Here is an 18,326-nt window from a genome sequence, read left to right on the forward strand (position 1 = left end):
CGAACGCCATCCCCGCAACTACCTGGCCTTCCTCGGACTCGCCGCCGCACTCTGCTGCTACAAACGACTCCTCCGACTCACCACATAGGACACGGTCTTAATGGTGGAGTCAGGTATTGGAAGTGTCCGAATGCCTCAGACTGCGTTCTCGAAGAGAGGCAATCAACCGGTGACTCGACCTGTGAACCGCGACCGCTCCCTCGAAGAGCTTGACCGTGACCGCTGGCCAGCCCCTCCAGCTGACGCGACCCGTCTCGTGGCAGCCGCGCATGCCCTTCGGCGTCAGCCGATCGGCGAGCTGACCGTGGAGGACATGCGCTTGTTGATCCGACAGGACGTGGGATTGCTGCACCTCCTTCCGATAGCGCTGGAGCTTCTGCGGGAGGATCCGGTGGCAGAGGGCGACTTGTACCCAGGTGATCTGCTCTCCGCAGTCCTCACCAGGAACCCAGCGGTCTGGAACGAGTCTTCCGAACTCCGGCACGAGCTTCGCGTGATCGTCTCGGAGCTGGTCGACATGCCACCCGCCCTCCAGCGAGACGTCGAACGGTTCCTGACTACAAGTTGCTGAAGTCCCGAGTCAGCCCGTCATAGGGGGCGGGGTCCTGTCCGTCGGTTCATGAGTCCTACTGGTCGCAGTACTCAATGTGGATCTCTCGCGCGTTGCCAAGAATGCCGTCGTTGGAGTGGAGCTTTGTGGAGAAGTACGGGTAGCTGGGATGGACGGGGACGTAGCTGGGACCGTTTCGGGCGACGTCGAAGAAGTGCCGGGCGGTTTCCCTGAACACCTTCGCGCTGCCGGTCATGAACAGAGTCTCGGCGTGGAGATGTTGGTGGAACAGGTCCCGGTTCTCCCGGTAATGCCGTGCCTCGTGGTCAATCACAGCGTCGCCTGTATGTCCCGGATCGGGCAGCGTCACGGTCTGCGAACGACCCGGGCCGAGTCGCCCGCGCACCTCCTTCCATCGTGAAGGCGCGAACTGGAGCGAGTGATGCAGCAGCACGAGATCAAGCTGACGCATCCCGTCTTCCAGCAGCTCGCGGGAGGGGGCTTGGTTACCGCGCATCGGCAGGTGGACCAGTGAGCGCGGTGAAGAGGCAGCGAGCGTCCATAGACCGCCGATTCGCCGCGCGGCGTCTTGATCGAGATAGGCGTCCAGGTGTCGATCGTGGTCGGCGAGCACGGCGTGGACCAATGGCTGGGCTGGTCGGATGACTTTGAACTCCACGGTGCCGAGCCGTGCTTGGTGGATGGTGATGGGTAGCTTCATCGGTTTTCCGGGACACGACGGCTGACATCGGCGGCGTAAGAGGCCCAGTCGCCGGCTGATGCCTTCTGCCACTGGACGGCGACTTGGATGTGGATGCCGAGCATGTGGGCCAGGATCGCTGCGGGGACTTCTTCGGCGAGCGCGAACAGGGCAGATGACCGGGTCTGGCCGGGTTGGATTCCGACGGCGATCAGCCGTAGGCCGAGCCGGTCGGCGCTGATGTGCTGGCCTGGGCGCTGGCCTGGAAACAGCCAGCGCGTTTGGTCGGTGTGTCCGATCACTGTGTAGGGGCGTCGTGTTGCGATCAGGTCGAGGACCAGTGTGGCGAGCGGTTCAGGCAGGACGGTCGGGGGAGGTTCCCAGCTGGATCGAAACCCGGCCGTTCGCCTCTGTGACCTGATCGACGGTGAGGCTGCTGATCGTGCTGAGCCGTTGGGCGTAGAAGAGCAGGAGTAGTCCGGCGACCCGGTCGGCCGTGGTCAGCGTGGCGTCGTGGAGGAGTCTGCGGGCGTCGTCCCACCGGCCTTCGGAGTCGTGGGGGCCCACCGGGCCCTGCCAGCGCTCGGCGCCGAAGGTCATCCCTTTTGCCAGCCGGTTCTTGGTTGCCCAGCGGATGAAGTGGCCGGTCTGGTCCCGGTAGCTGAGGTCCTCGCCTGCTTTCCACTGGTCCAGGTCGGGCTGGGTGCAGGTGGTGAGGGTCAGGCCCCTGCTGGACAGCCAGTCCAGGAAGTTGACGGCGGCGGTGATGTGGCTGCGGACGTTGGCCATCTGTAGGTGGGTGGTGTGGCCGACGCCGAGGCGGCCTCGCAGGCGTCGTAGGTGGTGCCAGACCGCGTAGCGGTGCAGGATCGCTCGTTCTTCGTGATCGTCACGGGATGCGACGGTCCGGGATGTCCGGCGTTCGAGTTTCACGAGGCGCTCGTCGCGGTCGGGCAGTATGCCTCCGGCGACGAGAACGGCCCGCAGGTGGTCGAGGGTCTTGCCGGCCGTGAGCTCGTCGAGGACGTCGTGGGTCACCGCGCGTTGGTCGGCTGCGATCTCCTTCATCGGCCGGGCGACGACCGGCCGTGACAGCCAGGCGACTGCGGTGACCGGTCGGTCGATGCTGGTCAACGCGGCGTGCAGCGGGGCCAGTTCATGGCGAATGGACCCGTCGGGGCCGGCGAAAACCTCGTCGGCGCGTTGGGTGAGAGTGCAGCGGTGGCAGGGCCGGTGTGCGCTGGTCTGCCAGGTGGATGTGCAGATCGGGCAGCGTTCCCAGAAGTCTGGGTCGGGGTTGAGGCATCTCGCGCACAACGGCGTCTTGCGTGTGCCGCCGCAGATCGACGCGATGGTGTGGCAGCCGCTGCAGCGGGCCCACCAAGATTGGCACCGGTCGCACCACGGTTCGCCGTTGGCGGAGGAGATCTCGCAGGGTGTCCATCGCCCGCAGATCCCGCAGATCCCGCAGATCCCGCAGGTCGCGGCGGTGCGGGGTCGGCAGTGCTGGCACCAGGGGCCGTCCGCGGTGCGGGCCGCGACGCGCCGTCGGCGCCCGCAGCCATGACACTCTTCGAGGTTGATCGGATCGCTGCTGAGGCAGTTCGGGCAGTGAGGCGGTGGCCGCGGCCACGATGGCTCCCGTAGGGGCGAAGGTCAGTCCCCGCAGCACGCGTCCGCTGTGTGCCACCTCGTCCTGCCAGGGGCCGACGTAGCGGCGGTGGAGCCGGGACCACGAGCGCCAGCCCTCGGCGGTGTCGTTCAAGCGCCGCCGGATACGCCCCTCCCGCCAGTGCGCCGGCTCGCTGCCCCACGCCGGCCCGACGTGCAACGCGAAGCCGAGGCGGTCCGATGTCCGCAATGTGAACCGGCCGTACGCGGTGGCACCGCTCACCGTCAGGTCGACGGGGCTGGACAGCAGTAGCACGTGGGCGCCGCCGTACGCTGCAAGCCCGCCCCGGACCGGTGAGAGGAGCGGGTGGACGAGTCCGAACTCCGGGCGTGGCGCGTAGGCGAGGTCGAGGGTCATCTGTCCTTCGGTGCAGGTGACCTGGCGCAGCAGAATTCCGGGGGAGGCGTCGCCGAGTGCGTGTCCGCGCTCGCGCCGTCCCAGGGTGAGCGCGTCCCGTACGACTGCCGTGCCTCCAGTTGCGCGGAAGGTCGTCTCCAGAACGAGGGTCTCCTCGGCGTAGCGGCGGCTGACGTCGGCGGGTCCGGCGGGACGGATGGACCAGTGGCCGGCATCCTCGTCGAGGAGCCGGGCGAAGATCGCCGGGCTGTCGAAGCGGGGAAGGCACAGCCAGTCCACCGAGCCCTCGGAGGTGACCAGGGCGGCCGAGCGGCAGTCGGACAGCAGGGCGTGGTCACCGATCGGTCGCGCGCTCACCGACCGCAGCCCGTCTGCCCCGGGCTCGGCCAGGACGGTCTGAGCCGCCGCCATCGGGACAGGCCCACATCAGGTGCCGGTCGGTGATCCATCACAGCCTCCCTGCGCAGCGAACTGACCTCACTCAAGCGGCACCATCGGCGGGCCGGACCTCCCGCTGCCGCTGTTGTCATGACGGAGTACCACGATCCGGCGAGGCCACCTGGTTGGTCGTTACCGGAGCCCGAGCGATGCCCTCGCCATCGCATCCCCAGTCAGCTGGGACGCCCCCGGGCAGTGCACTGAGGGCTGAGCGCGAGGAAGCTCCGTTGATCGCTCTGCCACTCGTCGGTGACCCCGAGGCCGAGTTCTGGCGCGATGAGGCTGAGTGCCGGAGCGCCCAGGCGTGCCCAGGGAAACGTGGGACCCCGATGGCCATGGGTGTCTTCCACCCATGCGGTGCAGCGCTCCGCAACGTCGATCTGCTCGACCTCGACGAGCAGGACACCAGCCGGCGCGATGAGCTGGGTACACCGTCGGAGCAGGGCACGGGGGTCGCCGCCGATACCGACGTTCCCGTCGGCCAGCAGGAGGGTCTGCCAGGCTCCCTCGCCAGGAAGGGGGGCGAACACCGACCGGCACAGTGCCGTCCCACCGAGGGCGGTGGTGCGGGCGACCGCCCGCGGGGCAACGTCGATGCCGAGGGCGGGAATGCCCTGGTGCAGGAGCGCCCTGCACAGGCGGCCCGGTCCGCAGCCGATGTCCAGAACGGGGCCGACGCAGCGCTCCAGCAGCGTCTCGTCGGCCCTGGTGGGCTGTGCGTACCAGCGGTGCACCGGCAACCGGGTCCACCGTCCGTACGCCAGCCTCAGGTACACCGGCCCGCCGCCGGTTCGCAGGGCCAGTGCGTAGGGGTCCTGGTGTGCGGGCTGAGGTCGGTTCTCCTCGGTCGTCACGGCTGGCCGTCGGGGCCGGTCGGGGGGCGTTCTTCGTTGGCGCGGACAGCCCGGCGGACGCGGCGCAGCTTGAGTGCGAAGGCCAGCGCCGAGGCGCCGAAGAGCACACCGGTGATCGCCAGCCATCGGCCGAGGTAGACCCCTTCATGCAGTCGCGTGTCGCCTTGGTAGGGGATCGCCAGATCCAGGATGAGGGGGAACCACACGAGGAGCAGCACCCCGCACAGGAAGGTGGGGACGCGCAGGTAGTTGATCAACGGCACCTGCGGTACGCCGCCCGAACGGTGCCGCAGGACGGAGTGGGCGGACAGGTCGGCGAGCGAGTACAGGGGCAGCAGGATCAGATCGTGGAGGATCGCCGCGCCCACGAACCAGATCGCCACGTCAATCGGCCGGACGGCGAACAGGCGCACCATGGCGTAGCCGGCAAGGGCGAACGAGCAGATGAGCACGAGGAGATGCAGGGGCCCGGAGCCGTACCAGCGGACGAAGCGTGCCATGGTTCAGGTCCTGAAGGTGAGCCGGTGCACCCACTTGGTGTTGTTCACACCGGGGTTGGCCGGGACGATGACGCGGGCCGGGAAGCCGTGGTCGATGGAGAGGTCCGCGCCGTTGACACGGAGGGCGAGCAGGGCCCGGGAATCGTGGATCTGGTTGCCGCGCAGGACCACCGAGCTGTATGGGCCGGGTGGTTGGACCGATTCCACCAGCACGCTTCCGGCGTCAGGAAGGCCGGCCAGAGCGGCGAGATCCGCCAGCCGCAGGCCGCTCCAGTGCTGGTCCTCGGTGGACCATCCTTCGACGCAGGCGATCGGCAGCGCGGCGGCGTGCTGGCGCATCGTGAGGAGCTGCTCACGGGTGAAGACCAGTGGCGTCGTCCCGTGACCGTGCAGCGCCAGACGCCAGCTCGGGCCGATGTGTGCCGGGGAGACGCCGACCGCAGCCGCTGTCTTGTTGATCTGGAAGCCGTTCGGGCCGCCACCCGGGTTGCGGTTGTGCGGGGCGAGCAGGGCGGTGTTGCGCAGCCGGCCGCCGATGCTCTGCCCCGCGGTGACCACGAGCAGAAGCAACGACCCCGTCCCGACCATCGCGACGGCGCCGCGCCGGGTCATCGTGGGCGCCGCGGGTGCGGTCGGCACCAGTCCGTCCAGGTCGGGGGGCTCGGGCCTCGTATGAACCAGGTCGGTGCGCAGTTCGGTTGCCAGGCTGCGTGAGCGCAGGGCGCGGGTCATCCGGCCAAGTTTGAGCACCACGTGAACGACGAAAGCGGCGATGAAGACCCAGGCGCCGTAGAAGTGCAGGGTGTAGAACGAGCCGGGGAAGACGTAGTACAGCTGGATGTTGAGGATGCCGGTGACGAACTCGAAGATGGCCCCGCCCACCAGCAACAGCAGGGACAATCGCTCCAGCCCGTGGGCGACCGACCGGACCGGCAGCCACTCGAACAGCTTCGGGATGACCGACCACAACTTGGCCAGCAGTACAGGGACCAGGACGACGCCGAGGGTCACGTGCACGCCCTGGGTCAGCCGGTACAGCCAGTACGGATGCGTAGGCCAGTCGAACAGGTAGAAGCCCAGCAGGCCCTTGTCGGGGGTCTGGTCGTTGAGGGGGCCCAGATCCGGGTTGTAGGCGGCGTAGGACAGTGCGCCGGTGACGAAGAGCACCGGGATGCCGACCAGCAGCACCAGGCCGAAGACCGATGTCAGCCAGGGGCCGCGGATCGGGCTGCGCCAGAACCCAGGGCGGAAGGGTCCCGGAGGCGCAGGTGTCTGCTCGACCCGCCGCGCGATCGCCCGGGCACGGGCGGCAGCCGTGGCGACACGAGCCGCTGCGCCGGCGGCGATCCGCTCGACGCGGCCGCGCGCAGGGGGCTCGCCCGGCGTCGGACGCTCTGGCCCCCCGGACGTGCCGGGAGCCGACGGCTGTCCGCCACCCATCCGTCGTCTCCTCCGTCGCAGGTCCACTCTCTCTGAGAGCAGGCGGCTACAGTTGCGCCTTCAGTACATATCCCAGGAACATCCATAAATGGCTACCACTGGGTCAATTGAACCCATATGCCCAGCCGAACGGTGCACCCGGCCCTGGGTTCGGCTCCGGCGTCGCTGGAGCTTTGCCGACTGCCGGATGTGCCTCCATGCGGGCCCCGACGACGGCCGCGCCGAGCAAGTGGCCGATCACCGTGACCGTACGGGCCTCCCCACGGAATGCGGACGAACCGGCCGCGTGTGACCGTTCGCAAGACCCTTGGATGTCACGGTGGCACCGTGGGTGTCCGTCTGCGCACCGCCACCACCATCGCTCTGCCCGCCGCGCTCATTGCGGCCGTCGTCACCGCGGTTCGCACCGACGGCGTGCGCGGTGACCCGGGCCGTATCCTGATCTGGTACGGCTTCGCCTGGCTAAGGTCTGTCCCTGGCGGGCGGGCGTCGGGGCCGGACTGTTTCTTCTGGTGATGGGGAAATGGGCCGGGGAGACGGTCGGGCCGGATGTGTGGGAGACCTGCCGGGAGTTGATCCCGTCGGGGAGCGCGTTCGCGTTCCTGGCCGAGCATCGCGGTGTTCCCGGCTGAGATGTTCGCGGACAGGTACCCGTTCTGCGAACGGGCGGCCGAGCATGCCACCGCAGGTGCTGGCTGCCGCGATCGCATTGCAGGCCCTGCATGGGTGGGCTGTCGGACTTCGAAGCCGTCCAGGAATTGCGGTGTGACCTGCGGTGGAGGCCGCGTGCGGGCTGGGTGGGGCCCCGCCGGCGGGGCGCGCCTGCCCGACCCGCCGTGCGACGGTCCGGGGACTGGCGGCAGCCCGGCCGGTGAGAGCCGCCGCAGCCGGGTGTGCCCCCTGAAACGCTCCCGCGCATGCCCTTCATCCGTCGCGAGCTGCGGCTCGCCGGACGCATTCGATGCGGCGGCCCGTCAGCCATTGACCATCGGCCGTCTCCTCCATCTTGGCGTCTTAAGGGGGACGATCGCCTGGTGCCATCAGTGTCTGGCACGGGGGCACCTACAACCTCGCGCGGGTCTGCAAGCTGACACAGGTCCCGGCGGCAGGCCAGGTCCGGCGTATAGCCGGGTGGCCGCCGCCAGCCGAACGGCCGAGCCGTTGCTCGGCACAAGTCGACGGATGCCTCGGAGGTGGCCTCATGATGGTCGGGTGAGACGCCTCAGCGCAGGGCACCACGCCGCCGCCTTGCCCGGCCGCACCGGGCTGACCAGGGAGCTTGGCTGGTTCATCCTGATCGGTCTCGCCTCCACCGTGGCCCAGGCGCTGCTGTACTGGGGCATGCGGCACTGGTCGCCGCCCGTGCTGGCGAATCTTGTCTCCCTCGTCGTCGTCACGGTTCTCAACACCGAGGCCAACCGACGGCTCACTTTCCGTGGGTCTGCGGTCCGGGCCGTCCGGGCGCATGCGGGCGCCGGCGGCCTGTTCATGCTGACGTACCTGATCACCTCAGGCGTGCTCTTGCTCTTGCTCCGCTACCGGCCCACCTCCTCACCGGCGGCGGAGACCTTGGTGCTGGTTCCCACGTTTGCCCTGGTGACCGGTTTGCGCTTCACGGTGCTACGGCTGGTCGTGTTCCGGCGCCACCGCTGATGCCGTGGTGCCGGACAAAGTCGGCGGCCAGGATCAGTGCCCCGCACGCCACACCACGGTGGCCGGTCCCTGAGCCGGGTTGTTGACGCCGAACCGGCGCTGTGTGTCCGCGGCGTGCAGCGCCCGGGCTCGCGGCGGCGAGCGGCTCCGGGACACCCGGCCGGCGTCTGCCATCCGCGTCAGGTACGCGGCAGGCTCCGGCCACGGCGTCGGTCCAAAAGACGCCGTGCCGCGGCGGAGCGCAGGCAGGCCCCGAGCGCGACACACACGGCGGCCGTGCCATATGCCCACGCCTGGAGAGGGAAGCCAGGCAGCAGCCGGGTGCTGAGGTAGAGGACGGTGCCCGCGACGGTGACGGTCAGCCACTCCCAGCGGCCGTCGAGCGCGACGAGGCCGACGACGAGCAGCGAGTACCAGGGGTAGCTGGGTGAGACCAGCAGCAGGCCCGTGCCGGTCAGCAACAGGGCACCGCGCCAAGGGCGGGCCGGGTCGCCGTGCCACCACACATATAGGGCCGTCAGTGCGAGCAGCACGATGACGGTCACTCCTGCGGCGGTGTCCGGCAATAGCAGCCGCAGCAGGGCGAAGCGGTGCACGTCCCCGGGTTCGTACCCCTCCTCCTGGAGGTAGCCCGGCAGATAGCCCAGGACGCCCGCGCCGGAAGCAATGACGTAGGGCAGGTAGGCGAGCACGACAACAGCGAGCAAGGCCGACACCACGCGCACCACCCGCGCCGGACTGCGCTCACCGGACAGGGCGCCCGGCAGTGCCAGAACGGGCAGCAGTTTCACGGCGATCGCGGCGCCGAGGAGCGCGCCACGGCGGGCCCCCGCGGTGGCGGTGCCGAGAGCGAGCACGGTGAGCAGGACGCCGAGAGTGTCGATGTGGGCGTTGTTGACCGCTTCGAAGGGGACTGCCGGACACCACCCCCACAGGGCGGCGCGGGCCGGGGCCCGGCGCGGGTCGCCGCGTCGGCGCCCCACGGTGAGCAGGGCGAGGGTGGTGCCGAACGCCAGGACGGCGCCCCCAACTTGGAGCGGCTTGTGGCGGCTGTCCGGTGGTGACAGGACGTGAACGGCGAAGAACCAGCCCTCGGCGACGGGCGGATAGATGGTGGGGACCGTGGGGCGGTTGATGCGGAAGCACCCGCCGCTGTCCGTTCGGGTCAGTCCCCAGCCCTGGCAGGAGCCCTTGGTGGGGAAGAGCCAGTCGTCGCGCAGCTTGGCGAGTTCGGGTGAGGCGGGCGGGTAGGCGTACGGGGAGATCCCGGCGGCCTGGACGCGGCCGTCCCAGGCGTAGCGGTACATGTCGTTGCTGGTGCGGGGCGGTGCGGCGAGCGCCGCCAGCGACACGGCAGCCGCACCGGCCAGGACCAGGCCGGTCGCGGCTCGCTCCGGGGCCTTGCGCACAGCCCATACCGCGGCGGCGAACAGCGCCCACGCGACGCCGTAGCCGGCCAGCAGGCCGCCCAGGTTGCTCTGATTGTCGCCCGCACGAAGGGTGTCGACGACGACGATGGTGAGTGCGGCGAGGAGAGCCGCGGTGGCGAAAGTGCTGTTACGGCCCCAGGTGCGGTTCATGGGTGCGGAGGGCTGCCTTGGCAGTGGCTGGGGGGATTGATGGTGTGGGGAGGCGGTGTCGCTCATGGGTGTCCGGGCCTCCCGGTGACCGTGACGTGCTTGTCGTGATGCACAGGCTGAGGGCGGTGCAGTCCCATAAACGGGCGGCCCTGGGCCGTCCACCGGCCGGTCAGGGTCCACCCCGCAGCCTCGGCTGCATGCAGCAGGGCGGCGGCGCCCAGGCGGGACCTGGGGGAGGCGCGGCCGGTGAGGCGCTCGTCCGCGTCGCGCGAGTCCGCCTCTGCCGGCAGGCGCGCGCCGGGCACGACCACAGCACGGAGGCGGCCGAGGAGAGCAACCGGGTCGTCGCCGATACCGATGGTGCCGTCCATCAACAAGACGGTGTCCCAACGGCCTTCCCCCGGTAGACGGTCGAAGACGGAACGGCGCACGGCAGTACCCCCGCGCTGCCGGGTCCGGGCCACCGCGGCCGGGCTGACGTCCACGCCGAGCGCCCGAAGGCCCCGGGCGGCCAGGGCCGCCACCAGACGGCCCGGTCCGCAGCCGACATCGAGAACGGGGCCAGTACAACGGTGCAAGACTCCGGTGTCGGCGGCGTCGGGGACAGCGCACCAGCGCTCGACGTCCAGTGGCAGCAGTTCCCCCTCCCTTCCGGCGCCGTCCGGATGGGCCGGTGGCGACAGGCGGCGCAAGAAGAGCGGACCGCGACCGGTGCGCAGAGCGTGGGCGTAGGGGGCCTCGGTCCACGGCTCGCCCGGCTCTGCTGCACCAAGCCGATCGGCCGAAAGCGTCTGGGCGTTGAGCTGGGCAGGCCACACCACCACGGTCTGCGGATGTCGTCGAGCCGCAGTCTGCGTCGTCGATTCGGTGAGGGCAGGGTCCGTACCGCTTGCCGTGCCGCTCACCGCCCAGCCTCCGCGAGCGAGTTCATGGTGGCGGCGAAGCGCGAGCCGGGCGCGCAGCAGGCGGCGACCGCGACGGCGTCGGCGGCGGTGTCCACATCGCGCAGCACCGGCAGGTCGCTCACGCTCAGCCCCGCCTCGACGAGTCGGCACCGCTGGATCGCCCCGGAGCGGTCGGTGGACATCGGCACGCCCCGGGCGAGGGCCGCCGCGCGCGCCGGATCGGCGAAACCCAGCGCCCAGAATCCCCCGTCCGTGGCCGGCCCGAACCAGGCGTCGTGGCCGTCTCTGCCGACAGCCGCAAAGAGGTCCGCGGTCAGTTGGGGAGTATCCATGCCGACCAGTAGGGCCGGTCCGCAATCGCAGTGGCCGAAGGCGGCCGCGATCCGCTCGTCCAGGCCGCCGGATCCCTGGGGCACGACGTCGATACCGGGCGGCAGCCAGGGACCGGGAGCACCGTCGAGAACGAGGACGCGGCGCCGGGCGGGAGCCTGGAGCACCGCGTGTAGCGTGTCGGCGAGGGCGGCCTCGGCAAGAGCGGCCGCTTCCTGGGGCGTGTAGGGCGGGGTGAGCCGGGTCTTGACCCGCCCCGGGGCGGGTTCCTTGGCGATGACCAGCAGGATGGCCGGCCCCGTGGCCGGATGCCGGACGTTCATCGTCCGCCTCCCCGGGTGGTTGCCGCCGACACCGGGTCGCCGGCGGGCCGTTCCGCGAGAACTGCGCGCATGTCACGTACCGCCTGCCAGGTGCCGCGCCATGTGCCGGTGACCTTCGAGCGGCCCGTGCGCGGGCGGTACGGCACATCCGTCTCCGCCACCCGCCAGCCTGCGTCGGCGGCGCGGACCAGCAACTGCAGCGGGTAGCCGGAGCGCCGGTCGGTCAGGTCCAGGGCGAGCAGGGACTCGCGGCGGGCGGCGCGCATTGGACCCAGGTCGTGCAGCCGCAGTCCGGTGCGCCGATGGATCAGACGGGCCAGCTCCCGGTTGGCCAGGCGGGCATGCAGTGGCCAGGCGCGGCGCGTGACGGGCCTGCGGCGGCCCAGTACGAGGTCGGCGGAGCCGTCGAGGACGGGCCCGGCGACAGAGGGCAGCAGCGTGGGGTCGAGGGAAGCATCGCAGTCGCAGAAACAGACGACCTCGGCCGTGGCAGCGGTCAGACCCGCGTGGCAGGCGGCGCCGAAGCCGCGCCGCGGCTCGTGGACCACATGCGCCCCGCGGGCGCGGGCGATGTCCGCCGAACTGTCGGTTGAGCCGTTGTCGACGACGATCGCGCGCCACCCCGAGGGGATGCGGTCCAGTACCCACGGCAGGGCCTCGGCCTCGTCTAGGCAGGGCAGCACCACGTCCACAGGAGCAGGCGAAGGGGAAGATGTCTCGATCACCCCACTCACCTTACGAGGACGAAGCGGACAAAAGGGATTTGGCGATCTTGTGGATCGCTGAAGTCCGCCGCCGCTCCCGCCAACGGCCGAACGCCGGCGCGAGACTCGGTGGCGTGAAACGCGCACTCGTCGCGGACGACGACCCCGCCATCTCCGAGGTCGTCGCCGGCTACCTGGACCGGGCGGGCTTCGCCGTCGACGCGGCCGGCGACGGTCCCGCCGCCGTGGTCCGGGCCGCCGCCCAGCCGCCCGACCTGGTGGTGCTGGGCCTGATGCTGCCCGGCATGGACGGGCCGGAAGTCTGCCGCCACATCCGCGAGAACGGCCCTCTCCCGGTGATCACGCTGACGGCGCGCGGCGACGAGGAGGACCGCATCCTCGGCCTGGAGGCCGGGACGGACGACTACGTCACCGAGCCCTTCAGTCCCCCGCGAACTCGCACTCAGGGTGCAGTCGGTGCTGCGCCCTGCCGGAGCACCGGCCGCCGCCCAGACCGCACCGGCCGAGTCCCGGCTGCGCGCCGGATCCCTCGCCCAGGACCCCAACGCTCGCCGCGCCACCCGCCACGGCGCCGAACTCGCCCTGGCCATCCGAGAGTTCGACCTGGCGGAGTGCTTTTTGCGCAACCCCGGGCAGGCGGCGAGGCGGGGGGAAATGATGCGCCAGATGTGGGGCTTGGAGTTCGGCGACCCGTCGACCGTCACCGTCCATGTACGACGCCTGCGCGAGAAGACCGCGGACGACCCGGCACGCCCCGCCCGATCAACACTGTGTGGGGCGTGGGCTACCGCTTCGCCCCTCCCCTGGCGGACGACGGAGCCGATGATGCTGCGTGGCACCTTCCTCATCGCGGTCGACGCAGCCATCGGTGCGGCCGGCGCCGGACTGCTCGGCACGGACGTCCTGCGGCTCCTGTGCAAGCACCCGGTCGCGCTGTTCCTGGCCGTGGTCGCCGCCGTAACGGTCACAGCGATGCTCGCCGGAACCATGCTCGTGTCCTGGGCGATGCTCCTGTCCGACCACGACCTGTTGATCGGGACGATGGTCCGCTCCATCGCGGTGGTCGTCTCGCTCGCGGTGGCGCTCGCGTTCGGCCGCGACGTCGTCCGCGGCGGCCGAGCCCTGGCCGAGGCTACCCGCGCCCTCGGCGACGGCAGCAGTTTCACCCCGCCCGCCGCCGAACTCGCCGCCACCAGTGCGAAGCTCGCCGCATCCCGGGAGCGGGAGAAGGCTCTGGAGGACTCCCGCCGCGAACTGGTCGCCCGGATTTCCCATGACCGAGGCCCTGGAGTACGGCATGGTCGGCGACCCGTACGTCTACCACGCCCGTATCCGCGCGGAGGCCGGGCGCATGAGCGGCATGGTCGGCGACCTCTTCGAACTCTCCCGCATCCAGGTCGGCGTGCTCGCCCTGAACACCCTCGGATATCGGTCGACCTTGTCGGCGACGCGCTCGCGGACGCCGACGCCCTGGCCAAGGAACGCGGCGTACGGATCACCGGCGACGTGGTCGAGACCGTCCCGTCGAGGTCGACGGCGGCGAGACGTCCCGCGTCCTGGCCAACCTGCTCGTCAACGCGATCCACCGGACGCCGACCGACGGCACGGTCGCGGTCTCCGCACGCCGGGAGGCGAACAGCGTCGTCGTGTCGGTGACCGACGGCTACGGCGGCATTCGCCCGGGACCTGCCCCGCGTCTTCGACACCAGCTGGCGTGGCACCGACGCCGGTACCCCACCGGCCGGAGCAGGTCTGGGCCTGGCGTTATGCGCGGGATCGGTGGAGGCCGGCAAGGGGCGCGCAGCATTGCGCAACGCCCCCGGCGACTGCCGCTTCGAGGTCCGCCTGCCCGCCGCTGGCTGAGGAGCTTGCCGACAAAGGACCGGCGCTGACGGGGAAGGCAGGGCCGGCCCTTCGCCCTCTTCAGGGCCGGCATCCGGCCGGAGGGAGTGTCAGCCGGCTCGCAGCGGGGTCGTCGCGAACTCCGCCATTCCCTCCAAGAAGGCGACCTCCGGCTTCCAGCCCAGTTCGTCGCGCAACCTGCGCGACGAGGCGGTGATGTGGCGGACGTCGCCGAGCCGGTACTCCCCTGTGACTACCGGCGCCCGCCCGCCGTGCGCCTCGCCCAGTGCGCCGGCCATCTCCCCCACCGTGTGCGGCTCGCCGCTGCCGACGTTGTACGCCCGCGCGGCCCCCTCCGGCAGGCCGAACAGCCCGTCCAGTGCCGCAAGGTTGGCCCCGGTGACGTCCCGTACATGGATGAAGTCCCGTCGCTGGCCACCGTCCTCGAACACGCGCGGTGCCTCACCGCGCTCCAGCGCAGACCGGAACAGCGAGGCGACGCCCGCGTACGGGGTGTCACGCGGCATCCCGGGCCCGTACACGTTGTGATAGCGCAACGTGGCCACCCGCCCGCCCACGGCGCGCGCCCACACGGAGGCGAGGTGCTCCTGCGCGAGCTTGGTGGCGGCGTAGACGTTGCGCGGATCAAGCGGGGCGTCCTCGGCCACCAGGCCCGGGGAGAGCGGCTCACCGCACCTGGGGCAGGGCGGTTCGAAGCGTCCCGCCTCCAGGTCGGCCACCCTGCGCAACCCTGGCTGTACGACACCATGCGACGGACACTCGTAGCGTCCCTCTCCGTAGACCACCATCGAACTCGCCAGCACCAGACGCCGTACCCCGGCCTCCGCCATGCCGGCCAGCAGCACCGCGGTGCCCAGGTCGTTGCAGCCCACATAAGCGGGGGCGTCGGCGAAGGCCTTGCCGAGTCCGACCATCGCCGCCTGGTGGCAGACGGCGTCCACACCCTGCAGGGCCTCGGCCACGGCCGACGCGTCGCGGACGTCCTCGTGCCTCCAGTCCACCCCGACGGGGATCTGCGGGGACGCGCGGTGCGCGGCGGGCAACAGCGCGTCAAGCACGCGCACCTCGTGGCCGGCGCCGGTGAGGGCGGTGACGACTTGCGAGCCGATAAAGCCCGCACCTCCGGTGACCAGGATCAACATGCCACCGACTGTATGGGCACAGGCCCGCCCGGCGACCGTACGACCCCGGAACGTCAGAAGTTCGCCAGGTACCGTACGGGACCGCCTGACAATCGTGCGCGTCCGGACTCCATGTTCCGGCAGATGGCAACTGCAGCTCGCCGGGTCCAACGACACCTGGCCGAGTCGTCAGCCGTCCGGGAGCAGTGCGCTGTAGAAGACGTGGACCTCAGCGAACGCTTTGCGGGTCTGTGGGATCCCTGGCGGCCAAGTCATGCGCTGCTGGCGATACCCGTCGCACTCATCGTCGTGATCCCGGATCCTCGTCTTGGTGGGCTGGCCCAGGTGCTTGGCGCGCAGTTTCGGCGACCCGCAGGTCCCAGCCGGTGGCGACGCGGACCTGCTCGGCCGAAACGCCGGGGTGCACTGCGACCAACCGGAGCTCTTCGTCGATGCCGTCCCGCCGTGATCTCGAGCTCGGTGATCACCCGCGTGACTCCCTTGCCATGGGACTGCACGCCACCGTCGGGCTCACGGGTCCTGGCTGGCCCGGATCGTCCCGACGTCGGGCACGAACCGGGCCACGACGGAGCCGCTCACGGTCAGAGTGATCGACTACACAGTCGATGACGGCCGGGGCAACGCCGAGGAGTACCGGCTGTTGACCACGATCCTCGACCCTGCCGAGGTCGGCGCCGAGGACCTCGCTGTCGCCTATGCCCAACGGTGGGAGATCGAGACCACCTTCGACGAGCTGAAAACCCACCAGCGCGGGCCCCGCGCGGTACTGCGCTCGAAAGCCCCCGACCTTGTCCAGCAAGAAATCTGGGGACACCTGTGCTGCCACTACGCCATCCGTACCCTGATGGCTGACACTGCCGCGCGCGCCGGCCAGGACCCCGACAGGGTCTCCTTCGTCAAGGCCCTCCGCATCGCCCGCCGTTCAGTCGCGCGGGGCGCATATTCCCCCTCCGGGCGCTGACGCGGCCGACGCGATCTGGCATCACGCCATCCGATGGCTCACCCAACACCTCAACCCAACACGCCGAAAACGCTCACACCCCCGAGTCGTCAAACGCAAAGTCCTGAAATGGGCCGCTAAACGCTCCCACCACACACACTGGCCCCAGCCCACACACAGCCCCCACATCACCATCCAAAATCACTTTCCTCGCAGGCCGGGCCTGGCACCGCAACCCCGTCCAAGGCTGGGGGCGCTGGCGGACGGCGAGTTTCCCGACCGGATGCGCCCTGCTCGTCGTAGCACTGCTGCCGCCGCTGGCCCCCTTCGCCCACGGCGACTTCCGCGGGCACATGGCCCAGCACATGCTCATAGGAATGTACGCGCCCCTGGCCCTGGTGCTCGGCGCGCCGGTCACCCTGCTGCTGCGCACCTTGCCCGCAGCCCGGGCCCGGGCACTGACCAGCGTTCTGCACAGCCGCCCGGCCCGCGCGCTCGCACACCCGGTCACCGCCCTTGTCCTGAGCACCGGTACCCTCGCGGTCCTGTACTTCACCCCGCTGTATAACGCGACCATGAACCAGCCGGTCCTGCACTGGCTGATGCACGTGCACTTCCTCTTGGCTGGCAGCTTGTTCGCCTGGGTCATCGCCGGCCCCGACCCTGCACCGGCCAGGCCCGGCGTCCCCACGCGGCTCGTCGTCCTCGGGATCGCGGTCGCCGCGCACGCCTTGATCGCCCAGCTGATCTACGGCGGCTTCCTCATCAACGTGCACGCACCCATCGATCAGGTCCAAGGTGGCGCGCAGATCATGTACTACGGCGGCGACATCGCCGAGCTTCTCCTCGCCGCAGCCCTCGTCGCCACCTGGCGTCCCACCCGGAACCGACAGCACGTCGCTGTAGCCAGCACAGCCGCGGGCTGACCTACCCCGTACAGCACCACCATGGGCTCAGGGATCCGAGTACGGCACCGAGTGCTCGCAGAGGAGGCTGGCCTGGGGCTCGATGCGGGCTGGGGCGAAGGTCTGGCCAGCCAAGTGTCGAGTGGGTCCGCGATGGCGTCCTCGCGGAGGTAGACGGTGGGTTGGTCAGGATGACGCGGACCGCGGTCTTGGACCAGGCGATTCCGGGCCGGTGCCGGTTGCGCTGCGGGTCGGGCGGCGCTATTCGCCGGAGCCGACTCAGGTCCATACGGAGGCGTCGAGGTAGGTGCTGTCGGAGGTGACGAGGTCGTTGGTGATGGTCCAGATCGAGCACCAGTAGGTGCGGCGGGTCGAGCCGGACTCGGTGTCGGTGAAGGTGCAGGTGCCTTCGACGGTGACGGTGTCGTCGCCGGTGTGCAGGAGGCGGGTGATGGCGGCCTGGCGGTCGGGCGCGATGACGAGGACCCCGGATTCGACTTTGTGGAACTTGTCGCGGTCGGTGATGGCGAGAACGCCGTTGACCTTGATCCGGAGGTCGTCCGGGTAGCACTGGTCGATCATGGCGTGCACGTCGGTGTTGTAGAGGTGGATGAGGCGTTTGGCCATCGCTTCGTTGGCCTGCTGGGACATGGGTGTCTCCCTCGTCGGTCACGTGCGGCGGCCGGTCGCGTCGTCGCCTTCCGCGGGGGCGGGGTTGCCGAGGCACTGGCGCAGAGCGCCCGGCGTGTGGTGCGGAGTGTCGGACGCGATCGGAGAGTTGAGGGCGTCGCGGAGGTTGACGCGGGACGTGATGCCCAGTTTGGGGAAGGCGTGGTACAGGTGGTTGCCGATGCTCCGCGGTGAGAGGTAGAGCCGCTGGCCGATCTGCTTGTTCGTCAGGCCGTCGGCGGCGAGCCTGACGATCTCGAGCTCCTGTGGCGTCAGCGTGGTCGGCGTCGGCGGCCCGCAGCTCCACCTCGCCGCGGGAGGCCTCGGGCAGCGCGCCGAGATCCCGGAACGTCGTGAGCACGCTGCGCAGCTGGCGTTTGCGCTTCGCCCGTCGCGCGCAGGCGGCACAGGTGTTCGCCGTAGGCGAGCTGCACCCGGGTGTGATCGAAGGACCAGCGACCCGTGCCCGGTCACGCGAGGGCACCCTTGAAGAGCGCCCTCGCCCGTTCGCCAGGCGCGGCGAGCGCGGCCGCGGCGGCTGCCGAAAATTGCACATTGTGACGACGCCCCCTCCCCGAGTCGAAAAAGCCAGCGCCGCGACCTCGGCGACGAGACGTGCTCAGCGATAGCCGGGTGACAACCAGTTGTCACTAAACCAGCGGCTTTTTGATCAGGCAAGGGGCCGTTCGTCAACACCGTTGCGGCAGCTCCGTGAGCGGCTGTTGAGGCCGTGATCGAAGAACGCGATGGTAGCGCGGACGGTGTGGTCTGGGCCTTCTG

18 protein-coding genes and 3 pseudogenes are annotated in these 18,326 nt (G+C 70.2%); 7 read left to right on the top strand and 14 right to left on the bottom strand.

From position 1 onward, the window contains the following. Window positions 1-181: 181 nt before the first annotated feature. Window positions 182-571, top strand: coding sequence for a contact-dependent growth inhibition system immunity protein (locus tag ACFVT1_RS37520; RefSeq protein ID WP_389804354.1), 390 nt, complete (start codon window positions 182-184; stop codon window positions 569-571). A 55-nt stretch (window positions 572-626) separates the two neighbouring features. Here ACFVT1_RS37520 and ACFVT1_RS37525 read toward each other — a convergent pair whose 3' ends face one another. The 7 genes from ACFVT1_RS37525 to ACFVT1_RS37555 all read right to left on the bottom strand — a co-directional run bounded on the left by ACFVT1_RS37525 (window position 627) and on the right by ACFVT1_RS37555 (window position 6,511). Then, a complete protein-coding gene (locus tag ACFVT1_RS37525; protein WP_389804357.1) occupies window positions 627-1,271 on the bottom strand; it encodes a hypothetical protein in 645 nt (214 codons plus the stop codon). Beyond that, window positions 1,268-1,552, bottom strand: a complete 285-nt coding sequence (locus ACFVT1_RS37530) for a hypothetical protein (RefSeq protein ID WP_389804360.1) — start codon at window positions 1,550-1,552, stop codon at window positions 1,268-1,270. Before ACFVT1_RS37530 ends, ACFVT1_RS37525 begins: the two co-directional genes overlap by 4 nt. A gap of 52 nt (window positions 1,553-1,604) precedes the next feature. Beyond that, window positions 1,605-2,384, bottom strand: coding sequence for a hypothetical protein (locus tag ACFVT1_RS37535; RefSeq protein ID WP_389804361.1), 780 nt, complete (start codon window positions 2,382-2,384; stop codon window positions 1,605-1,607). Between the two features lie 22 nt (window positions 2,385-2,406). Then, window positions 2,407-3,690, bottom strand: coding sequence for a trehalase-like domain-containing protein (locus ACFVT1_RS37540; RefSeq protein ID WP_389804364.1), 1,284 nt, complete (start codon window positions 3,688-3,690; stop codon window positions 2,407-2,409). 200 nt (window positions 3,691-3,890) lie between these two features. Next, window positions 3,891-4,571 (bottom strand): methyltransferase domain-containing protein, encoded by a 681-nt coding sequence (locus ACFVT1_RS37545; RefSeq protein ID WP_389804366.1) that lies wholly within the window; start codon window positions 4,569-4,571, stop codon window positions 3,891-3,893. Further along, window positions 4,568-5,071: a hypothetical protein gene (locus tag ACFVT1_RS37550; RefSeq protein WP_389804369.1), complete on the bottom strand. Its 504-nt coding sequence runs from the start codon at window positions 5,069-5,071 to the stop codon at window positions 4,568-4,570. Before ACFVT1_RS37550 ends, ACFVT1_RS37545 begins: the two co-directional genes overlap by 4 nt. A 3-nt stretch (window positions 5,072-5,074) precedes the next feature. Beyond that, window positions 5,075-6,511, bottom strand: coding sequence for a molybdopterin-dependent oxidoreductase (locus tag ACFVT1_RS37555; protein ID WP_389804371.1), 1,437 nt, complete (start codon window positions 6,509-6,511; stop codon window positions 5,075-5,077). A 327-nt stretch (window positions 6,512-6,838) separates the two neighbouring features. Here ACFVT1_RS37555 and ACFVT1_RS37560 point away from each other — a divergent pair, with 327 nt between their 5' ends. Together ACFVT1_RS37560 and ACFVT1_RS37565 are read left to right on the top strand one after the other, a co-directional pair. Continuing rightward, on the top strand, window positions 6,839-7,027 hold the full coding sequence (locus ACFVT1_RS37560) for a hypothetical protein (RefSeq protein ID WP_389804374.1): 189 nt from the start codon (window positions 6,839-6,841) through the stop codon (window positions 7,025-7,027). Between the two features lie 732 nt (window positions 7,028-7,759). Continuing rightward, window positions 7,760-8,164 carry a GtrA family protein gene (locus ACFVT1_RS37565; protein ID WP_389804376.1) on the top strand — a complete coding sequence of 135 codons (405 nt, stop codon included), beginning with the start codon at window positions 7,760-7,762 and terminating at the stop codon, window positions 8,162-8,164. 179 nt (window positions 8,165-8,343) lie between these two features. Here the strand turns inward: ACFVT1_RS37565 and ACFVT1_RS37570 are convergent, their stop codons facing one another. Genes ACFVT1_RS37570 through ACFVT1_RS37585 form a run of 4 tightly spaced genes read right to left on the bottom strand, consistent with a single transcriptional unit; the run spans window position 8,344 to window position 12,024 of the window. Beyond that, window positions 8,344-9,810: a glycosyltransferase 87 family protein gene (locus ACFVT1_RS37570; protein ID WP_389804377.1), complete on the bottom strand. Its 1,467-nt coding sequence runs from the start codon at window positions 9,808-9,810 to the stop codon at window positions 8,344-8,346. Continuing rightward, window positions 9,807-10,649, bottom strand: a complete 843-nt coding sequence (locus ACFVT1_RS37575) for a class I SAM-dependent methyltransferase (protein WP_389804378.1) — start codon at window positions 10,647-10,649, stop codon at window positions 9,807-9,809. The genes ACFVT1_RS37570 and ACFVT1_RS37575 overlap by 4 nt, the downstream gene beginning before the upstream one ends. After that, entirely contained in the window at window positions 10,646-11,302 is a 657-nt protein-coding gene (locus ACFVT1_RS37580) for a DUF2064 domain-containing protein (protein ID WP_389804381.1), read from the bottom strand. The genes ACFVT1_RS37575 and ACFVT1_RS37580 overlap by 4 nt, the downstream gene beginning before the upstream one ends. Further along, window positions 11,299-12,024: a glycosyltransferase family 2 protein gene (locus tag ACFVT1_RS37585; RefSeq protein WP_389804431.1), complete on the bottom strand. Its 726-nt coding sequence runs from the start codon at window positions 12,022-12,024 to the stop codon at window positions 11,299-11,301. Before ACFVT1_RS37585 ends, ACFVT1_RS37580 begins: the two co-directional genes overlap by 4 nt. Window positions 12,025-12,140: 116 nt before the next feature. Between ACFVT1_RS37585 and ACFVT1_RS37590 the strand changes: the two are divergent. Then, window positions 12,141-12,860: pseudogene (locus ACFVT1_RS37590) on the top strand (response regulator transcription factor); the annotation flags it as partial. Continuing rightward, window positions 12,853-13,890: pseudogene (locus ACFVT1_RS37595) on the top strand (sensor histidine kinase). The pseudogenes ACFVT1_RS37590 and ACFVT1_RS37595, both read left to right, overlap by 8 nt. Before the next feature lie 89 nt (window positions 13,891-13,979). On the opposite strand, the gene ACFVT1_RS37600 reads toward ACFVT1_RS37595, so the two are convergent. Beyond that, entirely contained in the window at window positions 13,980-15,032 is a 1,053-nt protein-coding gene (locus ACFVT1_RS37600) for an NAD-dependent epimerase/dehydratase family protein (protein ID WP_389804383.1), read from the bottom strand. Between the two features lie 508 nt (window positions 15,033-15,540). Between ACFVT1_RS37600 and ACFVT1_RS37605 the strand changes: the two are divergent. Together ACFVT1_RS37605 and ACFVT1_RS37610 are read left to right on the top strand one after the other, a co-directional pair. Then, window positions 15,541-15,993, top strand: a pseudogene (locus tag ACFVT1_RS37605) (transposase); the annotation flags it as partial. 179 nt (window positions 15,994-16,172) lie between these two features. Further along, window positions 16,173-16,898 (top strand): cytochrome c oxidase assembly protein, encoded by a 726-nt coding sequence (locus tag ACFVT1_RS37610; protein WP_389804434.1) that lies wholly within the window; start codon window positions 16,173-16,175, stop codon window positions 16,896-16,898. 258 nt (window positions 16,899-17,156) lie between these two features. Here ACFVT1_RS37610 and ACFVT1_RS37615 read toward each other — a convergent pair whose 3' ends face one another. Together ACFVT1_RS37615 and ACFVT1_RS37620 are read right to left on the bottom strand one after the other, a co-directional pair. Continuing rightward, the gene (locus ACFVT1_RS37615; protein ID WP_389804385.1) at window positions 17,157-17,528 is read right to left on the bottom strand and encodes a nuclear transport factor 2 family protein; all 372 of its coding nucleotides are present in this window, start codon (window positions 17,526-17,528) and stop codon (window positions 17,157-17,159) included. 18 nt (window positions 17,529-17,546) lie between these two features. After that, the gene (locus ACFVT1_RS37620) at window positions 17,547-17,954 is read right to left on the bottom strand and encodes a response regulator transcription factor (protein WP_389804387.1); all 408 of its coding nucleotides are present in this window, start codon (window positions 17,952-17,954) and stop codon (window positions 17,547-17,549) included. Window positions 17,955-18,326: the final 372 nt, after the last annotated feature.

It is taken from the genome of Streptomyces sp. NPDC057963, from assembly GCF_042887155.1.
Classification (GTDB): domain Bacteria; phylum Actinomycetota; class Actinomycetes; order Streptomycetales; family Streptomycetaceae; genus Streptomyces.